Source organism: Methylobacter sp. (assembly GCF_036845245.1).
Classification (GTDB): domain Bacteria; phylum Pseudomonadota; class Gammaproteobacteria; order Methylococcales; family Methylomonadaceae; genus Methylobacter_A.
In genome coordinates this window covers 71,242-87,201 of record NZ_DAIUEH010000019.1, presented here as the reverse complement: position 1 = coordinate 87,201, position 15,960 = coordinate 71,242, and the positions used below count along the sequence as shown (strand labels likewise).

18 protein-coding genes and 1 pseudogene are annotated in these 15,960 nt (G+C 47.6%); 9 read left to right on the top strand and 10 right to left on the bottom strand.

All coding sequences use genetic code 11. The features are described 5' to 3' along the window. Positions 1-81: 81 nt before the first annotated feature. The 5 genes and pseudogenes from V7051_RS10255 to uvrB all read right to left on the bottom strand — a co-directional run bounded on the left by V7051_RS10255 (position 82) and on the right by uvrB (position 5,485). On the bottom strand, positions 82-2,463 hold the full coding sequence (locus V7051_RS10255) for a dynamin family protein (protein WP_333874864.1): 2,382 nt from the start codon (positions 2,461-2,463) through the stop codon (positions 82-84). A 167-nt stretch (positions 2,464-2,630) separates the two neighbouring features. Beyond that, a pseudogene (locus V7051_RS24665) lies at positions 2,631-2,729 on the bottom strand (UvrB/UvrC motif-containing protein); the annotation flags it as partial. A gap of 37 nt (positions 2,730-2,766) precedes the next feature. Further along, a complete protein-coding gene (locus tag V7051_RS10250) occupies positions 2,767-3,144 on the bottom strand; it encodes a type II toxin-antitoxin system VapC family toxin (RefSeq protein WP_333874863.1) in 378 nt (125 codons plus the stop codon). After that, positions 3,141-3,395, bottom strand: a complete 255-nt coding sequence (locus tag V7051_RS10245; protein ID WP_333874862.1) for a DUF2281 domain-containing protein — start codon at positions 3,393-3,395, stop codon at positions 3,141-3,143. Before V7051_RS10245 ends, V7051_RS10250 begins: the two co-directional genes overlap by 4 nt. A 77-nt stretch (positions 3,396-3,472) precedes the next feature. Further along, positions 3,473-5,485: an excinuclease ABC subunit UvrB gene (gene uvrB / locus V7051_RS10240; RefSeq protein WP_333874861.1), complete on the bottom strand. Its 2,013-nt coding sequence runs from the start codon at positions 5,483-5,485 to the stop codon at positions 3,473-3,475. A gap of 106 nt (positions 5,486-5,591) precedes the next feature. Between uvrB and V7051_RS10235 the strand changes: the two genes are divergently transcribed. The 4 genes from V7051_RS10235 (at position 5,592) to V7051_RS10220 (ending at position 7,935) form a co-directional block, all read left to right on the top strand. Next, positions 5,592-6,773 carry a pyridoxal phosphate-dependent aminotransferase gene (locus V7051_RS10235; RefSeq protein WP_333874860.1) on the top strand — a complete coding sequence of 394 codons (1,182 nt, stop codon included), beginning with the start codon at positions 5,592-5,594 and terminating at the stop codon, positions 6,771-6,773. 70 nt (positions 6,774-6,843) lie between these two features. After that, positions 6,844-7,083, top strand: a complete 240-nt coding sequence (locus V7051_RS10230; RefSeq protein ID WP_333874859.1) for a hypothetical protein — start codon at positions 6,844-6,846, stop codon at positions 7,081-7,083. Further along, complete coding sequence (locus V7051_RS10225; RefSeq protein WP_333874858.1) at positions 7,080-7,295, top strand: DUF2283 domain-containing protein; 216 nt, start codon at positions 7,080-7,082, stop codon at positions 7,293-7,295. Before V7051_RS10230 ends, V7051_RS10225 begins: the two co-directional genes overlap by 4 nt. 16 nt (positions 7,296-7,311) lie before the next feature. After that, positions 7,312-7,935 carry a YecA family protein gene (locus V7051_RS10220; protein WP_333874857.1) on the top strand — a complete coding sequence of 208 codons (624 nt, stop codon included), beginning with the start codon at positions 7,312-7,314 and terminating at the stop codon, positions 7,933-7,935. Between the two features lie 70 nt (positions 7,936-8,005). On the opposite strand, the gene V7051_RS10215 is transcribed toward V7051_RS10220, so the two are convergent. The 4 genes from V7051_RS10215 to V7051_RS10200 are packed head-to-tail and all read right to left on the bottom strand — an operon-like array spanning position 8,006 to position 9,682. After that, positions 8,006-8,350: a helix-turn-helix domain-containing protein gene (locus V7051_RS10215; protein WP_333874856.1), complete on the bottom strand. Its 345-nt coding sequence runs from the start codon at positions 8,348-8,350 to the stop codon at positions 8,006-8,008. After that, the gene (locus V7051_RS10210) at positions 8,325-8,624 is read right to left on the bottom strand and encodes a BrnT family toxin (protein WP_334181140.1); all 300 of its coding nucleotides are present in this window, start codon (positions 8,622-8,624) and stop codon (positions 8,325-8,327) included. Before V7051_RS10210 ends, V7051_RS10215 begins: the two co-directional genes overlap by 26 nt. Positions 8,625-8,657: 33 nt before the next feature. Continuing rightward, entirely contained in the window at positions 8,658-9,098 is a 441-nt protein-coding gene (locus V7051_RS10205) for a VOC family protein (protein WP_333874854.1), read from the bottom strand. Positions 9,099-9,109: 11 nt separating this feature from the next. Beyond that, positions 9,110-9,682: a DNA-3-methyladenine glycosylase I gene (locus V7051_RS10200; RefSeq protein WP_333874853.1), complete on the bottom strand. Its 573-nt coding sequence runs from the start codon at positions 9,680-9,682 to the stop codon at positions 9,110-9,112. 198 nt (positions 9,683-9,880) lie between these two features. Here V7051_RS10200 and V7051_RS10195 point away from each other — a divergent pair, with 198 nt between their 5' ends. From V7051_RS10195 to V7051_RS10180, 4 genes are all read left to right on the top strand, one after another. Next, positions 9,881-11,416, top strand: a complete 1,536-nt coding sequence (locus tag V7051_RS10195) for a thymidine phosphorylase family protein (protein ID WP_333874852.1) — start codon at positions 9,881-9,883, stop codon at positions 11,414-11,416. 19 nt (positions 11,417-11,435) lie between these two features. Further along, complete coding sequence (locus V7051_RS10190) at positions 11,436-12,311, top strand: ribose-phosphate diphosphokinase (protein ID WP_333874851.1); 876 nt, start codon at positions 11,436-11,438, stop codon at positions 12,309-12,311. Between the two features lie 220 nt (positions 12,312-12,531). After that, the gene (locus V7051_RS10185; protein ID WP_333874850.1) at positions 12,532-13,098 is read left to right on the top strand and encodes a HupE/UreJ family protein; all 567 of its coding nucleotides are present in this window, start codon (positions 12,532-12,534) and stop codon (positions 13,096-13,098) included. A 127-nt stretch (positions 13,099-13,225) separates the two neighbouring features. After that, a complete protein-coding gene (locus tag V7051_RS10180; RefSeq protein WP_333874849.1) occupies positions 13,226-14,317 on the top strand; it encodes an acyltransferase family protein in 1,092 nt (363 codons plus the stop codon). A gap of 38 nt (positions 14,318-14,355) precedes the next feature. On the opposite strand, the gene V7051_RS10175 is transcribed toward V7051_RS10180, so the two are convergent. Continuing rightward, entirely contained in the window at positions 14,356-14,688 is a 333-nt protein-coding gene (locus tag V7051_RS10175) for an ASCH domain-containing protein (protein ID WP_333874848.1), read from the bottom strand. 153 nt (positions 14,689-14,841) lie between these two features. On the opposite strand from V7051_RS10175, the gene V7051_RS10170 reads away from it, so the two are divergent. Further along, the gene (locus V7051_RS10170; protein ID WP_333874847.1) at positions 14,842-15,861 is read left to right on the top strand and encodes a hypothetical protein; all 1,020 of its coding nucleotides are present in this window, start codon (positions 14,842-14,844) and stop codon (positions 15,859-15,861) included. Positions 15,862-15,960 lie beyond the last annotated feature (99 nt).

The window sequence follows — 15,960 nt, the reverse complement described above, 5'->3', positions numbered from 1 at the left end:
CGACGGAAGCTGGCTCGGCTTTATCCTTGTACTTCATCATGACTGACTACTAGGATTGCGCTTCGGAGTTGAATCCGCGCTTCAAAACACATTGGTACAGGATTCCCTAACTTCCTTAAGCTCTACAGCAATTTCCCGGCGCATACGGAAATCCCGCCTCGTGTGGGCAATGTTGTAAGGGATATTAGGGTTTTTTTCATACTTTACGGCGGTGCGGATAATACCTATCCATTGCCGGTCATTATCTTCCATTTCTTTAAAGCGATTACGAATGCGCTCCAGTTCCTGATTACAATAGGTAATAAAGCCGGCCGCATAAAATACGCTGTTTTTCAGGTAATCCAGCAAAGCAGCCAAATCGCCATTAATTTCAGCAACAACCGCTTCAAAATTGTCCGGCTCATTGACTGACATATTCCCCGGTTCTTCAACAGCTTTTTTGGCTGGAGGCATGGCTTCAGCAGCAACCGCATTAACAATATCGTGTATTACTTGATTTTTGGCAGGCGGCTTTTCCGCTACTTTGGTGCGGCTGCCGGCTCCGCCGCTTTGGGTTAATTTTGTCCACAATCCGTAACGTAAATAATGCGTCAGCCCGCCTTCGTGTTTAGCTTTATCGTCGCCCTGATAAAATGCTTCCAGGGTTTTGATTTCGGCAGCCCGCTCATTTAACAAACGCTCCCTTGCGTGCAAGGGTTTGGCGATAAATGCTTCAACGGCAACGCGGCTAAAGCGTAAAAACAGCACTTGAAAACCATGACGGATACGCGCTTGCTCAAGGTTTTCCTCAACATCGGAATGCAGCAGGGTTTTGCGTACTTCTTCGGTTTCCCACAGCAGGCTTTGAGTTTTAAACGCAATTTGGTCGATAAGCGCCTGTAGCGCTTGCGCCAACTGATCGGTCAGCTCCGTCTCAAATTTTTTCTGGATTTCCCGAAATAATTCCTCGCGAATTTTGTAATTGCCCTCGCGCGGGTCAGGCATGGAGATCGTACCGCCTGCCGTGTAAATACGTTTTAATTCATCCGGCTGGGCTGTCGTCAGATTGGTGAGCAAAAATTCGATTTTTTCATCGTAAGCGACATGCAGAGCGGCCAGTTCAAAATGTTCCGAACCCAAAGCATCGGCTTCTTTGCGGCCCTGAATGATCTCGGCATACCAGGTGTCGAAGTCTTTTTTGATGCGTTGCCATTCGCGTCCCCACCACTGATTAAAATCTTTGCCGAGCAAATCGTCTTCTTGAATTTCGGTTTCATCAAATACACCGTAAATCGGTTCAAGCTTAAACAACACTTCGTTGGCAATTTGTCTAATACCGCTGACCAACGCATCGCAACGCCTTTCCAAAACGCCCGAGCGCTCGTGGTCGATGTAGTAATTGATTGATTCTTTTAAAGCAACCATGCCGTCGTTAATGCCAAGCTTTTTCATTTTAGCTTTATCGTCAGCGTTTTTAGTGCGTCTTAGGGTATCTTCGGAAGGGATACCGAACTCGACCAAATGGGCGCGTGCGCAAACCGGGATCAACCGGCGCTCAGGCACTGATGGCCAATAGCTGCGGTGTTTGGTATAAGTCTCCTTAAAATCGATCTGGTCATCCATGGCGTCGGCTTGGGTCAGCACCACAAACACCTTGTCAGACACTTTTACACTGGGGTCTTCGGAATCGGCAATGACCAGCATTTCTTTCTCAGGGCCGGTGATGGACGGTTGCTTCATTTCCTTGGCGTAAATAATGGCATCGCAGTTTTTTAGGCGCTCGGTCGCTTGCTCGGCATGCATTAAAATGCCTGAGTTAAAGCCCGGCACATCATGGAAAATAATGTCCCGGTCACTGCGCAAACGCACGGTTTTCAATTGAATGCGCTTAATAGCAAGGGATTGGGCCCGGTTTTTAAACACTGCCGACTGCAATTGCTCGCTGATTTCGCCAATATCGATAAAGTGTTGGCTAAAGCCGTTTTTCTGTTTTGAAAATACCGAAATCTCGCTAAGATGTTTTTCCGTATCATCAAAATCTTCTTGTATTTCTTTGCGCTCGCGTTCGCTTAAAATGCCTAACAGCGCATCGCGCCGCTGCATTTGAAGTTTGCTGATTTCTTCTTTGCTGTAATATTGTATAAACAGCAGTTGATCTTCTTCGGTTTGGGCGGACCATATTTCTGTACTGGTGAAGGTACAGCGCTCACGCGCAGACGGCAAAATTTCCTGGCCTAACCAGGCATTCAGTAATGCGCTTTTACCTGCCTTTTCTAAGCCAATCACGGCGACCTCGAAACGATTGGTATGCAGGCGCTCCAATTGCCTGTTTAATCGCGGCCGCTCAATATTGAGTCGTCTTAGCAGATCAGGGGGAATATCCACGCCGGTCTTATTGCTCAAAGTAATCAGTTTATCTGCTAATACCGATGTTTTTTCGAGTCTGGCCAATTGTTTTTGACAGGTTTCTAACCAAGTAGTCATAAATGTTCCGAAATTACCGAAGAGATGAGACGAATTAAATTACCATAGTTTACCGCATTGCGAATTGCCTCAAATAAAAAACCGGTAAAATGCAATCTATAGGGCTTCAATAGCATAGCGTATGCGGCCTCACGGCATGATAAGGCTGATTATCGGTGCATTGCCCGCTACACCAACATCAACTCCTGCAACACCTTAATCTCATCTCTGATCTTTGCCGCCTGCTCGAATTCAAGATTTTTCGCATGCCGATACATGGTTTCTTGCCCACCTTAAGCCGACTGGGAATTTCTGGCGGTCCAGCTACTGGGCTATTAACAGCGGATTGATGACCTCAAGATTGTCAATCCAATTGAAATCAGAGACATTGCGTGTTGCTATAATTTTATGATGCTCAAGACAAGTTGCTGCAATCAGGGCATCACCTAGCGACATTTTTCGCTGCTGTTTTAAGGCAATGGCAAGTTCATAACAATTTGGGCTGAGATAAACGATTTCTAAATTATCCAGTAAGTCGGTAATAGCTTGCCTCTCAAAAGACTGTAATCCTGCATATCCCAATACTTCAACACGGCTAATAATCGAATACTGAGGGTCATTGTCAATAATCCATCGCCGTAAATCGCAGAACTCGGCTTGTACTGCGTAAATAATCACATTGCTGTCTATCAGTAGTGTCATTCGGTATAGCTGATATTACGATCTTGGCGCTGCTCGTCTTGCCACTGTACGCCATCAACACCAGCAAAGACACCCAGCGCCACGGCATTATCCAAGGCTTTTCTTAGTCGGTCTTTACGTTGTTGCGGATCGGTTGTTAACTGGGCACTGGCCTGTTTTTGCTCTAAAAATAGGACAAAGTCATAAACTTCCGCCTGTAGTTGTGGCGATAATTTCTCGGTATGTTGTTGTATTATTTCGTCTAAACGCATGATTTTCGCTCATCTTCGTTAGTTATACGTGACTGTTTTGATTAATCTAACTAAAACAATGGTTATGTTAACCCAACCTATCCCAACATCAACCCCTGCAACACCTTAATCTCATCCCTGATCTTTGCCGCCTGCTCGAATTCAAGATTTTTCGCATGCCGATACATGGTTTCTTCCAGTTGCTTCAGTTTCTTGCCCGCCTGCTTGGGCGTCATGGTCGCCTTGTAGTCGGCCGGAAATTCCGCCACTTTGTCTAGCAGCTTATTGGCGCTGGTCATGCCTGCGCCGGGTATTGAGACTTGCATAATATCGATGACCGACTTAAAAATGGTCTTCGGTTCTATGTGGTGCTCGATATTAAACTTGTGCTGCTTTTCGCGGCGACGATCGGTTTCGTCTATCGCCTGCTGCATCGATTTGGTGATTTTATCGCCGTACAAAATCGCTTTGCCGTTGACGTTTCTCGCAGCCCGGCCGATGGTTTGCACCAGCGACACGACCGAACGCAGGAAGCCTTCCTTGTCGGCGTCCAGTATCGCAACCAACGACACTTCCGGTATATCCAGCCCTTCGCGCAACAGGTTGATACCGACCAGCACATCGAACTGCCCCAGCCGCAAGTCGCGGATGATCTCGACTCGCTCCACGGTATCGATGTCGGAATGCAGATAACGCACCCGTACGCCGTGTTCCATCAGATATTCGGTCAAGTCTTCCGACATCCTCTTGGTTAAGGTAGTCACCAGCACTCGTTCTTTTACCGCAACGCGCAGGTTGATTTCCGACAGCAAATCGTCGACCTGGGTGGTTGCCGGCCGCACTTCCACGATCGGATCTAGCAAACCGGTCGGCCTGACCACCTGCTCGGCAAATACGCCGGAATGCTCCCGTTCGTAGGGCCCCGGTGTTGCCGAAACATAAATCCGTTGCGGCGCTTTCAACTCAAACTCATTAAACATCAACGGGCGGTTATCCAACGCGGAAGGCAGCCTGAAGCCGTATTCGACCAGCGTTTCCTTGCGCGACCGGTCGCCCTTGTACATCGCGCCGATCTGCGGCACGGCGACGTGACTTTCATCGATAATTACCAGCGCATTGTCGCGCAAGTAATCGAACATCGTCGGCGGCGATTCGCCTGCACTTCTGCCGGACAGATAGCGGGAATAGTTTTCGATGCCGGAGCAATAGCCGACTTCCAGTATCATCTCAATATCGAACAACGTCCGTTGCTCCAGTCGTTGCGCTTCGACCAGTTTGTCCAATGAACGCAATTGTTCCAGGCGCATCTTGAGTTCCACCTTGATGGCTTCAACCGCTTCCAACAACTGCTCTCGCGGCGTGACGTAGTGGCTTTTCGGGTAAATCGTATAACGCGCCAGCCGCCGTATGATTTCGCCGGTCAGCGGATCGAACAATGACAAACGTTCCACCTCGTCATCGAACAGCTCTATCCGTAACGCCTCGCTGTCCGACTCGGCCGGGAACACGTCGATGACCTCGCCGCGCACCCGGTAGGTCGCACGGCGCAGGTCGATGTCGTTGCGGCTATATTGCATTTCCGCCAGCCGCCGAAGGATGTCGCGCTGGTTAATCATGTCGCCTTTGACCAGATGCAGCACCATCTTGAAGTATGATTCCGGCTCGCCCAAACCGTAAATCGCCGAGACCGTGGCGACGACTATCGTATCTTCCCGTTCGATTAACGCTTTGGTCGCCGATAAACGCATTTGCTCGATATGCTCGTTGATCGCCGCATCCTTATCGATAAAGGTATCGGATGCCGGAACATACGCTTCCGGCTGGTAATAATCGTAATACGAGACAAAATACTCGACACTGTTTTCCGGGAAAAACTCTTTCATTTCGCCATATAACTGCGCGGCCAAGGTTTTGTTGGGCGCCATGATCATGGCCGGACGCTGCACCTGATTGATCACATTGGCGATGGTGAAAGTTTTGCCGGAACCAGTCACGCCCAGCAAAGTCTGATGCACTTCGCCATCACTCAAGCCCTCGACCAACGCTTGTATCGCGGTAGGCTGGTCACCGGCAGGCTGAAACCGGCTATGGAGTTTAAACTTCTTTTTCACTTGGACTTCTCAATAAACATGCATTTTTAACACCTTGTTGATAGTAAGGCATTATACATAGGGTATAATTCGCTTCACCTTTGACATTGATTTTACACGGGGAAACATGAGCATCAAACTTTCTAACAGAGTCCAGGCAGTTAAACCATCACCGACTTTGGCGATTACCGCCAGAGCTGCGCAAATGCGTGCTGCGGGCAAAGACATTATCGGCCTTGGCGCCGGTGAGCCGGATTTCGATACCCCGGATCATATCAAGGCTGCGGCGGTTAAGGCTCTTGATAGTGGTTTCACCAAATACACCGCGGTTGATGGCATCGTCAGCCTGAAAAAAGCCATTATCGCCAAGTACAAGAACGATAACGGTCTTGATTACCAGCTCAACCAGATATTGGTTTCCTGCGGCGGCAAACAAAGCTCGTTCAACCTGACTCAGGCCCTGCTTAACGCAGGCGATGAAGTCATCATTCCTGCGCCATTTTGGGTTTCCTATCCTGACATGGTGCTATTGGCTGACGGCGTGCCGGTTATTATCGAAACCACGCAGGCGCAAAATTTTAAAATAACGCCGGAACAATTGCGCGCCGCGATTACTGATAAAACCCGCTTGATCTTTATCAACAGTCCGTCTAATCCGTCCGGCGTTGCGTATAATTTGGAAGAACTTAAAGCCTTGGGCGACGTGCTTAAGGATTACCCGAACATCATCATCGCAACCGATGATATGTACGAGCACATCCTGTGGAAGAAAGGCACGTTTGTTAATATCTTAAATGCGCATCCAGAGTTTTATGACCGTACCGTGGTTATGAACGGCGTATCCAAAGCCTATTCGATGACCGGCTGGCGTATCGGTTATGCGGCAGGTCCTGCGAATTTGATTGAGGCGATGACGACTATCCAGTCGCAAAGTACATCGAATCCGACCTCGATTTCACAATATGCCGCCGAAGCCGCGTTAACTGGCGACCAAAGCTTTATCGACAACATGTGCGTTGAATTTAAAAAGCGCCACGATTATGTTGTAGCAGAACTTAACAGCATTGACGGCGTTGAATGTCTTGAGACCGACGGCACGTTTTACGTGTTCCCTAACGTCGAAAAGCTGATTGCCAGATTGGATAACATCAACGACGATCTTGAGTTTTCCGAATATTTGATTGAAGAAGCGGGCGTTGCGTTAGTGCCGGGTTCCGCATTCGGCACACCGGGGCATATCAGGATTTCGATAGCCACCAGCATGGCGAATCTGCAAAACGCTATGGAGCGGATTAAGAAGGCGATTTAAGTTGTTTAGGGGTGAGGCGGAGTCTTTAATAAAAATCTAGCTATTTAGAATTTGTATATCTTGCCCCTATATGAACATTCATCCAACGACAGACTATTTTCGTAATGACATTTTGCTTAAGCGTCCGTATATTCAACTCGAATGGTGTCAAGCGGCGCTGCTCAATCCGGTTCGCCGGGATATTCAGCCGGATGGGCGTATTCGCCATTGGGTGTTTGTGCCTGAATTGAACAAATATTTACGGGTGGTAACGTTGAGTGATGGCGTTACCCTGCATAATGCTTTTCCAGATCGGAGATTTAAACCATGAAGCTAAGCTACGATAAAGAAACCGATTCGCTATATATTCATCTATCCAATACGCCATCAGTTGATTCCGACGAAGTTGCCGATGGCGTAGTGCTGGATTTTGACAGTAATGGCACACTGGTTGGGATTGACGTGCAACACGCCAGCCAAAAGACCGATATTCAATCCGTGTCATTGTTGCATCTGCCTTTGAATGATTTGCAGGCGGCTTGAAGCATCAGAGATATAAATGCAACTAACGCTAGTTCACACACCAAAAGATATTACTCCCAGCCTGAAGAGTGTGTGTCGTCTCTTATCTGAGAATGAACCAATGTTTGTAAATGTGGTTCCACCGTCATGGGCTTTACTCAATAAATGTGCTTTCAACGCAAAACGATATGTTGAAGAGCATGGAGGTGAGGTCATTTTTGGTTGGGCTATAACAGTGTGGGATAAAGTTCTGCTAGATTGTATTGGACACGCCGTAGTTATGCATGATGATGAGTTTATTGATATTACACCGAATAAATACAACGATAAAAAGCTACTGTTCGTTCGGGATGATGAAATGGTTTTTGATTATTCAAATGAAATGTCGCGTATGCCATCAAAGAACATTGCTATATCTTCATCAAAGGAAGTAAAAAGGGTGGTTAATATCGAGAATGAAATATACAGCATTAAAATAAAATACCCAGTTACTAACGGGTCTATAGCGTTGACACCTGATGATGAAAAGCAGATTTCAATATTGGAGAATGAAAAACAAAGGGTAGTCCCCAAAATCATAATGGATCACACGCATCATAATGACCCTTGTATATGTGGTAGTGGTAGAAAGTTTCGTAAGTGTTGTCAAAATACATTTTAGCCCTATAGGTTGGACATGCTGTTTGCGTCCAACATTCTCAAGTTTCATTATGACTGCGTATTTTGGAATTTCATTCCAAAGCAGCCAAAGCAGCCAAAGCCGCTTCAGGCGCTTTGTCGAGAATTTTTAACAATGCTTTCGCCGCACCTGTTGGACAGCGCTTTCCTTGTTCCCAATTACGAATCGTCTCAAGCGATACCTCGATACGTTGAGAAAACTCGACCTGGCTCAAACCCAGTCGTGCTCGTACTCGACGAGCAAATTTAGCGGCATCTAGCATGGCATTGGCTTCATCCATGTGTTGCTGTGCGGCAATATCCCGTTCGGTAGTGACGTTTAAACGGTTGAAATCCACTCTACCTTCGGGCAGCGATGCCGGATTTTCAGGATCAATACTCATTTTTACTGTTTTCATAGCGATTCACCTCGCGTTGATTGGCTTTGCGTGCTGAAATAATTCGAATGGTAGAGCCGCGTAACGTGTAGACAATACAGAACATCCGCTGAGCAATTGAGCCTAAGAGTTGATAACGGTCTTCGGCATAATCCCAGCGGTTGTCTTTTTTAATGAGGCGATTGGGATCAATGAATGCTTGAACGACATAGGCAGAATCAAAACCAGGTTGATCAAAACATATGCCACTTTTGTTTTCATCCCATTTAAAATTCATCGGTATACTGTGGGCCAATGACCCATCCATAACAAGCCAATATTATCGAGCTTACCAAGTCCCCGTATTTTCCATAGCCAGCCACTTCTCGGAAGGCATCAGCGGCGCATCTTTTTGCAAAAGCTCGATAGAAATCTTATCCGGCGAGTGTATAAACGCCATATGCCCGTCACGTGGCGGGCGATTAATGACCACCCCTGCATCCATTAATTTTTGGCAGGTATCGTAAATATTATCCACTTCAAAAGCCAGATGGCCGAAGTTGCGGCCGCCCTGGTAATCCTCTGTATCCCAGTTATAAGTTAGTTCCAGCAACGGCGCGTGCATTTTGTCAGCCTGATAGGTATCTTCCGGCGCATACAGATAGACCAGCGTATAGCGTCCTTCTTCATTGTCTATTCTGTTATGTTCGATCAAGCCCAGTTTGTTGCAATAAAAGTCGAGTGATTCATTCAGGTCATGAACCCGAACCATGGTATGTAAATAACGCATAGTATTTCTCCTTATGAATACTTGGTTTTGATTTCAGCATGTCGATAACAATCGATGGTGTGATCGTTGACCATGCCGGTCGCCTGCATATAAGCATAACAAATGGTGCTGCCGACAAACTTGAAGCCGCGCTTTTTAAGATCTTTGCTCATCAGCTCTGATGCAGGCGTGGAAGCCGGAACGTCGGCATGACTGTTCCAGGCATTGTGCAGCGGTTTGTGATCGACGAATTGCCAGATATAATCGTCAAAACTGCCAAAAGCCTGCTGAACATTTAAAAAGGCTTGGGCATTGATGACCGCCGCATTGACCTTCAGTTTGTTTCTCACTATATCCGGATTTGCCAATAGGGCGTTGATTTTTTCGTCATCGTAACCTGCAATCGTTTCAGCATCAAAATTATCGAAAGCATTTCTGTAACCGTCGCGTTTGTTCAAAATGGTTGACCAGCTTAAGCCTGCCTGCGCGCCTTCAAGAATAAGGAACTCAAACAGCAGCCGGTCGTCATGCACCGGCACCCCCCATTCAAGATCGTGATATTGTTCTTCATTGGGGCTGGATAGCGCCCATGTGCATTTTTTCATTGGTATTCCTGATGTAAAAACATGTTTTTGACTCCCGTATTACTTAACTGGAGGGCAAGCTTAGCTTGCTTGTTAATAATGCCCGCATCATTTGCAGGCTAAGCCTGCACTCCATCCTCATGCTGATGCCCGGCAGGTTGACAATCCCGACCTCAAACCGCATCATCGATTCAGTTTATCCACCAGATATTTTATCCCATGAGCAATGACACTTTACAAATTCGCCGCATCGCTATCGATACCTATCATGAAAACGTTGCTTACCTGCATCGCGAGTGCGGCATTTACCGCGCCGAGGGCTTTCAGGCGTTGTCTAAAATTCTGGTTAGCTCCAATGGCTCCAAGGTTCTCGCGGTCCTTAATGTGGTTGATGATACTTCCATCGTTCTGCCGGGAGAACTCGGCCTATCCGAGCAGGCATTCGCGCAGCTCAATGTCGCCCAAGGCAGTCTGGTCACGGTGAATCATGCGGAAAATCCAAAATCAATGGATGCGGTGCGCCGCAAAATCAACGGCGAGCGTCTCAATCAGGATGACTTTAACAGTATAACCAACGATATTGTCGAGGCCCGATACTCTAAAATGGAAATGGCTGCCTTTCTGGTTGCGACCGGGCAAAACAATCTTGACCGTGACGAGCTGTTTTTTCTTACCCGCGCGATGCTGAAGTCCGGCGACACGATGGATTGGCATGAAGCGCTGGTCGCCGACAAGCATTGCATCGGCGGTATTCCGGGCAACCGTACTTCGATGCTGGTCGTGCCTATCGTTGCCGCGCACGGCATGTTGATACCGAAAACCTCCAGCCGCGCGATTACCTCGCCGGCAGGTACGGCCGATACCATGGAAGTGCTGGCCGAGGTCAACCTGAGCCCTGACCAACTGCACGACATTGTGCGCAAGGAGCGCGGCTGTCTGGCTTGGGGCGGCACGGCCAAGCTTGCGCCGGTTGATGATATGCTGATTTCCGTCGAACGCCCGCTGGGCATCGATTCGCAAGGGCAAATGGTGGCATCGATTCTGTCGAAAAAACTGGCCGCCGGTTCCACGCATTTACTTATCGATATTCCTGTCGGCCCTACCGCCAAGGTGCGGCATATGAACCAGGCGCTGGCCTTGCGGAAACTGTTTGAATTTGTTGGCGACCGGCTGAACATTCATTTGGAAGTGATGATCACTGACGGCCGACAACCGGTAGGGCGGGGCATAGGCCCGATACTGGAAGTTCGGGACATTATGCAGGTGCTGCATAACGATCCGGAAGCACCATTCGATTTACGCCAAAAATCCTTGCAGCTGGCCGGAAGGATTATTGAGTTCGACCCCGATGTGCGCGGCGGACAAGGCTATGCGATTGCCCGCGACATACTCGAATCGGGCCGGGCCGGCGCTAAAATGAATGCATTGATTCAGGCGCAAGGCGCAAAAACGTTCGACTTGCATCCCGGCAGTCTTTGTCATGATGTTATTGCCGATAGTGCCGGAATAGTCACCAGTATCGATAACTTTCAAATGGCGAAAATAGCCCGCCTTGCCGGTGCGCCGAAGATAAGAAAAGCCGGCGTCGATTTATTCAAGAAATTGGGTAGCCCGGTAGAAAAAGGCGAAACTTTATACCGTATCTATGCCGAATTTCCGACCGATTTTAAGTTCGCCCAGGAGGCCGCCACGCAAAGCAGCGGCTATATGATAGGCAGCGAAGAACAAATCATTAAATCGTTAATTGCTTTTTAACCCGGATTCATTCCAGCCCATGATGATACTTGCCTTTCCCGACTATTTAAGCCAGGCACAACGTTTGGCGGACCGGCTTGGCGTAGCGCTGGCCGAGGTAGCGCTGCATCATTTTCCTGACGGCGAAAGCTTGGTCCGCTTGCCGCCGTCACTGCCGGAACATGTTGTTGTCTGCCGCAGTCTTAACCAGCCTAACGACAAATTGATCGAGCTGTTGCTGTGCGCCACCACTGCGCGCGAACTGGGCGCCAAGCGCCTGACGCTGGTTACGCCTTATTTAAGCTATATGCGCCAGGACATTGCCAACCGGCCCGGCGAGGCGGTTAGCCAGCGCATTGTCGGCAAACTGTTGGCAGAGCTGTTTGACGACGTACTGACCGTAGATCCGCATTTGCATAGGATCTCATCGTTAACCCAGGCGATTCCGATAAAAAACGCGATCAGCTTGACCGCTGCCGATGAAATCGGAACTTTTTTAAAAGAGCAATTTAACCATGCGCTACTGTTAGGGCCGGATAGCGAATCGGAACAATGGGTAGCCGCTATTGCCGGAAATATCGGTTTTGATTACGTGATTGCCGATAAAAACCGGCTCGGCGACAAACAGGTTGAAATGATCTTGCCGAATGGCGATTACCGGAACAAACCCGTGATTATCATCGACGACATGGCCAGCACCGGCAGGACGATTGCTAAAGCAGCAGGACTGTTGCAAGCCGCAGGTAACAAAGAGATTTACGCGGTCGTCACCCATGCCCTGTTTTGCGGCGATGCGTATGAGCATATCCTTGAATCCGGCGTCAAAACGATCTGGAGCACCGACAGCATCGACCATCCGAGCTCCTGCATCAAGCTCGACGCTTTGCTGGCGGACGCGATTAAGGCGATTACTTGATAAAGCGTTGACTGACAAGTAGGGCGCGCCGTGCGCGCCTGAATTTAATGTTTTTTGGCGCGCATGGCATGCCCTACGTTAAATAACGTACTTAATTGATAAAGCGTTGACAGACCCCAGGCCAGTTAATAGACTGAGATCGTTTTTTACAGCAACGATAGACTGCAAAGCTTGCCGGACATTGTTCACCCCGATTTAACAACTTTAAGAGGACTCATTTATGCGCATTAAACACTGGCTGATTGCCGCCTTATTTCTTGTATCACCCTCACTCTATGCACATACCGGAGGACATATCGACCACAGCTTGATCAGCGGTTTATTGCACCCTTTAACCGGTATCGATCATTTATTGGTATTAATGGCGGTTGGCTTGATTGCGGCTAAACAGGGCGGCAAAGCGGTGTTTGCGTTTCCGGCTGTTTTCCTGGCATTGATGGCTGCCGGTGCTGTGCTTAACGCTACAGCAGTGCAAATACCGTTTGTCGAATCATTGATCGCCTTGTCGCTGGTGGCGTTTGGCTTACTGGTTACTATCAGCCAAAAACAACGCTCTAAAATACTCTTTCTGGGCGTATCGTTTTTCGCCGTGTTTCATGGTTATGCGCATGCTGCGGAAATTCCGGCCGATTCCAGTGCGGTGTTGTATTTCTCATCGTTAATGTTGATGAGTTTGGTCATTTGTCTTGGCAGTTGCATAATCGGACTGAGCACCGGTAAGCGTATTAGCTACTTGTTTTCATTGGTATGCTTAAGCAGCGGCTTGTATTATTTAGCTGCCGTTTAAAAAGAACTCTATTAAAAATAGCTAAGCCTATAAAGCGATTTTTCCAAATACAGCCGCAATACCTAACACCGCATAAAACGGGGCTGCTTATACGCCCCGTCCTTTCCTAAAAGCAGGATAAGTAACCTTGTGTAACACCAATAAAGACGTGGTGCCGGTAAGAATCGATTATATTGATGCTTGGCGGTTTCTGGCCGTTGTCATGGTCATTCAGTCGCATATTTTCGTTTATAGCGGCTTAAAAATAACTTTCTTAGCGCCTTATTTAGACCAACTGGACCGACTCGGCGAATTGGGGGTTCTGGTCTTTTTTGTAATCAGCGGTTTTGTGATTTGTTCCGGTCTTGTTGCAGAAAAAAACCGGAGCGGCACGATTTGCTTGCCCGCTTTTTATGTGCGCCGGTTTTATCGGATTATTCCGCCGCTTTGGCTATATCTATGCTGTCTATTGCTGCTTAATGCTGTAGGTATTATTGCAATATCGCCTCAACAAGCACTGACCTCTGCCTCGTTTTTATGCAATATGCCGTTTCCTGACGGCTGTTCGTGGTTTGCCGGACACACCTGGACATTGGCTTACGAGGAGCAGTTCTACTTGGTTTTTCCGCTGCTGGTGCTGTTTGTACCGTTGATCAATAACAGTCTCCGCTTTGGTTTGGCAATAGCGGGCCTGACTATGGGTTCGATGATATTGAACAGGACTGGCCATCTGTTTCTTGGCGAATATTTGATGTATTTTATTTTTCTGTTGATCGGATGCTGCTGCGCACTGTTGCCGGAAAAGATCATGAGCCGTATTCGTCAGATGCATGTCGCACTATGGCTAATCGTTATTGCGCTGCTGCTTATTTGCATCGGCTATGTACCGGATGCAATCGAAAAACAGGTTAAGGTGGTTTGTTATCCCGTGCTGATTCTGCTGATGGTACTGGGCACACCCACACAGGTTAAAGCAATTGCCGTTGTTTTTAAAAATAGGCAGTTATGCTATTTAGGGCGAATATCTTACACCGTGTATTTATGGCAGGAATTAGTGACCGGGAATTACGTCGGTTGGTTAACCTTCGTTTACATCGCTGCTGTTTTTGCGTTCGCAATGATTTCGTATCGGTATATTGAGTTGCCGTTTCAAAGAACAGCCACTTTGAAGTCCGATGGCTTGAAAGCGGCTGCCGCCAAGGTATTGCTAACCACGTATCAACAGGATCGACAATACTAAAACCTTGCCTAATGAGGCCGACGGTTTTATATCGATAATTAGTCCGCTTGAGCCGCAAAACTATGCACCCATACCAGGGCGTCCGCATCCCAAGTCATTCCTGCATGCATTCTCAAGATAAGGTCCCTGTACATTTCAAGACTCGGATAGCCTTCCGCCTTGGCGTCGGCATCGGTCATATCGCCTAAACGCTGACGTTGTAAATCGGTAACAACAAAAGTTATTCCGTCCAGGTCGAAAGTTTCGCCTGGAAAACCATATACGCCATTACGACGTTGCTGCGTTTTTGTTCCGGCTTTTGTCGCTTCTACCAGTTTTGCGTGAGTGACCAGGCGGTCTATCGAGCAGGTTTTCTCGGGGTAAGCTTCCATTGTTGATCCTAATCTGAATAAAAAAAATCTATTGTACACCAAGCAATCTCGTCCTGTAGCGGCTACCGTCAGCCATTTTTTGATCCATCTAAACTAATTCCGATAGTAGCCGATAACAACATACAAACAGATTTTATCCTGGGGTTAGCGCTAATGATCATAAAAAGTTCAGCCATCCAATTAAACAGCAGGCATCAATTTTCAAAGAGTTTTCAAGAGTCGGAGTCGCTACGATCATGGAAAACTCCAAAACAACAGCTGACGGATAAGGTCAGCCTGAGCAGTTCCGCTCAAACACTTAAAACTGACACTCAATCAGTGGATCTTAGCAAAACGCTTGATGCCAACCAAGGCGTTAAATTCCTCATTGTAAAACATATGGTTAAAGCGATAACCGGTTACGAGTTTAAACTGTTTTCTCCCGGCGAGTTTGCTGCCGATACGGGCGCCACACATGTTGATATAGCGACAAGGCCACCTGTAAATCAAGCGCCTTCTGCCGGTTTCGGCTTGGTTTACGAACATCATGCCGTCTATCAAGAATCTGAGACCGCCAGCTTTTCCGCTACTGGCTCAATCAAAACACAAGACGGACAAAGCATAGACTTTTCAGTTAAATTAAATATGAGTCGCGAATTTCGTATAGAGACAAACAGTTCTATCACGGCCGGCGACCCGGAAAAAAAAGTCGATCCCCTGGCCATCAATTTTGACGGCAATGCGGCGGAATTGTCGCAAACGCGTTTTGAATTCGATCTCGATGCCAACGGCACGACTGAACAAATCGCCACATTAAAACCGGGCAGCGGTTTTCTGGCGCTGGATAAAAATCAGGACGGCGTTATAAACAATGGTTCCGAACTGTTCGGCCCGAATTCGGGCAACGGATTTTCAGATCTGACCAAGTATGACAGCGACAACAATGGTTTTATTGACGAAGCCGACCCGATCTATAAAAATTTAAGAATCTGGCAACGGCATGAGAACGGCAGTCAGCAGCTTATTGCATTGGGCGATAAAAACGTAGGCGCTATCTATCTGGGGCATGCCACCACACCGTTTCAATTACGCAGCGCCGCTAATCAATCATTGGGCGAAATTACCGATAGCGGCATCTATTTGACTGAAGACGGCAAAACGGGAACCGTTCAACAAATTAATTTGAGTGTTTGAAAAAAACTGTCGCATATAAATTGTAGGTATAGGTATTCATACGGATAAACTCCATCAGCCTATTTTGTTAATATATACGCGACAAGAAAGGCAGGATGC

What these genes read in the sequence shown, in the direction of transcription:
- V7051_RS10195 (WP_333874852.1), top strand. Translation starts at nt 9,881, where the DNA reads ATGAGCAATGACACTTTACAAATTCGCCGCATCGCTATCGATACCTAT.
- V7051_RS10255 (WP_333874864.1), bottom strand. Translation starts at nt 2,463, where the DNA reads ATGACTACTTGGTTAGAAACCTGTCAAAAACAATTGGCCAGACTCGAA.
- V7051_RS10245 (WP_333874862.1), bottom strand. Translation starts at nt 3,395, where the DNA reads ATGCGTTTAGACGAAATAATACAACAACATACCGAGAAATTATCGCCA.
- V7051_RS10215 (WP_333874856.1), bottom strand. Translation starts at nt 8,350, where the DNA reads ATGAAAACAGTAAAAATGAGTATTGATCCTGAAAATCCGGCATCGCTG.
- V7051_RS10190 (WP_333874851.1), top strand. Translation starts at nt 11,436, where the DNA reads ATGATGATACTTGCCTTTCCCGACTATTTAAGCCAGGCACAACGTTTG.
- V7051_RS10205 (WP_333874854.1), bottom strand. Translation starts at nt 9,098, where the DNA reads ATGCGTTATTTACATACCATGGTTCGGGTTCATGACCTGAATGAATCA.
- V7051_RS10250 (WP_333874863.1), bottom strand. Translation starts at nt 3,144, where the DNA reads ATGACACTACTGATAGACAGCAATGTGATTATTTACGCAGTACAAGCC.
- V7051_RS10170 (WP_333874847.1), top strand. Translation starts at nt 14,842, where the DNA reads ATGATCATAAAAAGTTCAGCCATCCAATTAAACAGCAGGCATCAATTT.
- V7051_RS10220 (WP_333874857.1), top strand. Translation starts at nt 7,312, where the DNA reads ATGCAACTAACGCTAGTTCACACACCAAAAGATATTACTCCCAGCCTG.
- V7051_RS10200 (WP_333874853.1), bottom strand. Translation starts at nt 9,682, where the DNA reads ATGAAAAAATGCACATGGGCGCTATCCAGCCCCAATGAAGAACAATAT.
- V7051_RS10185 (WP_333874850.1), top strand. Translation starts at nt 12,532, where the DNA reads ATGCGCATTAAACACTGGCTGATTGCCGCCTTATTTCTTGTATCACCC.
- V7051_RS10225 (WP_333874858.1), top strand. Translation starts at nt 7,080, where the DNA reads ATGAAGCTAAGCTACGATAAAGAAACCGATTCGCTATATATTCATCTA.
- V7051_RS10230 (WP_333874859.1), top strand. Translation starts at nt 6,844, where the DNA reads ATGAACATTCATCCAACGACAGACTATTTTCGTAATGACATTTTGCTT.
- V7051_RS10175 (WP_333874848.1), bottom strand. Translation starts at nt 14,688, where the DNA reads ATGGAAGCTTACCCCGAGAAAACCTGCTCGATAGACCGCCTGGTCACT.
- V7051_RS10235 (WP_333874860.1), top strand. Translation starts at nt 5,592, where the DNA reads ATGAGCATCAAACTTTCTAACAGAGTCCAGGCAGTTAAACCATCACCG.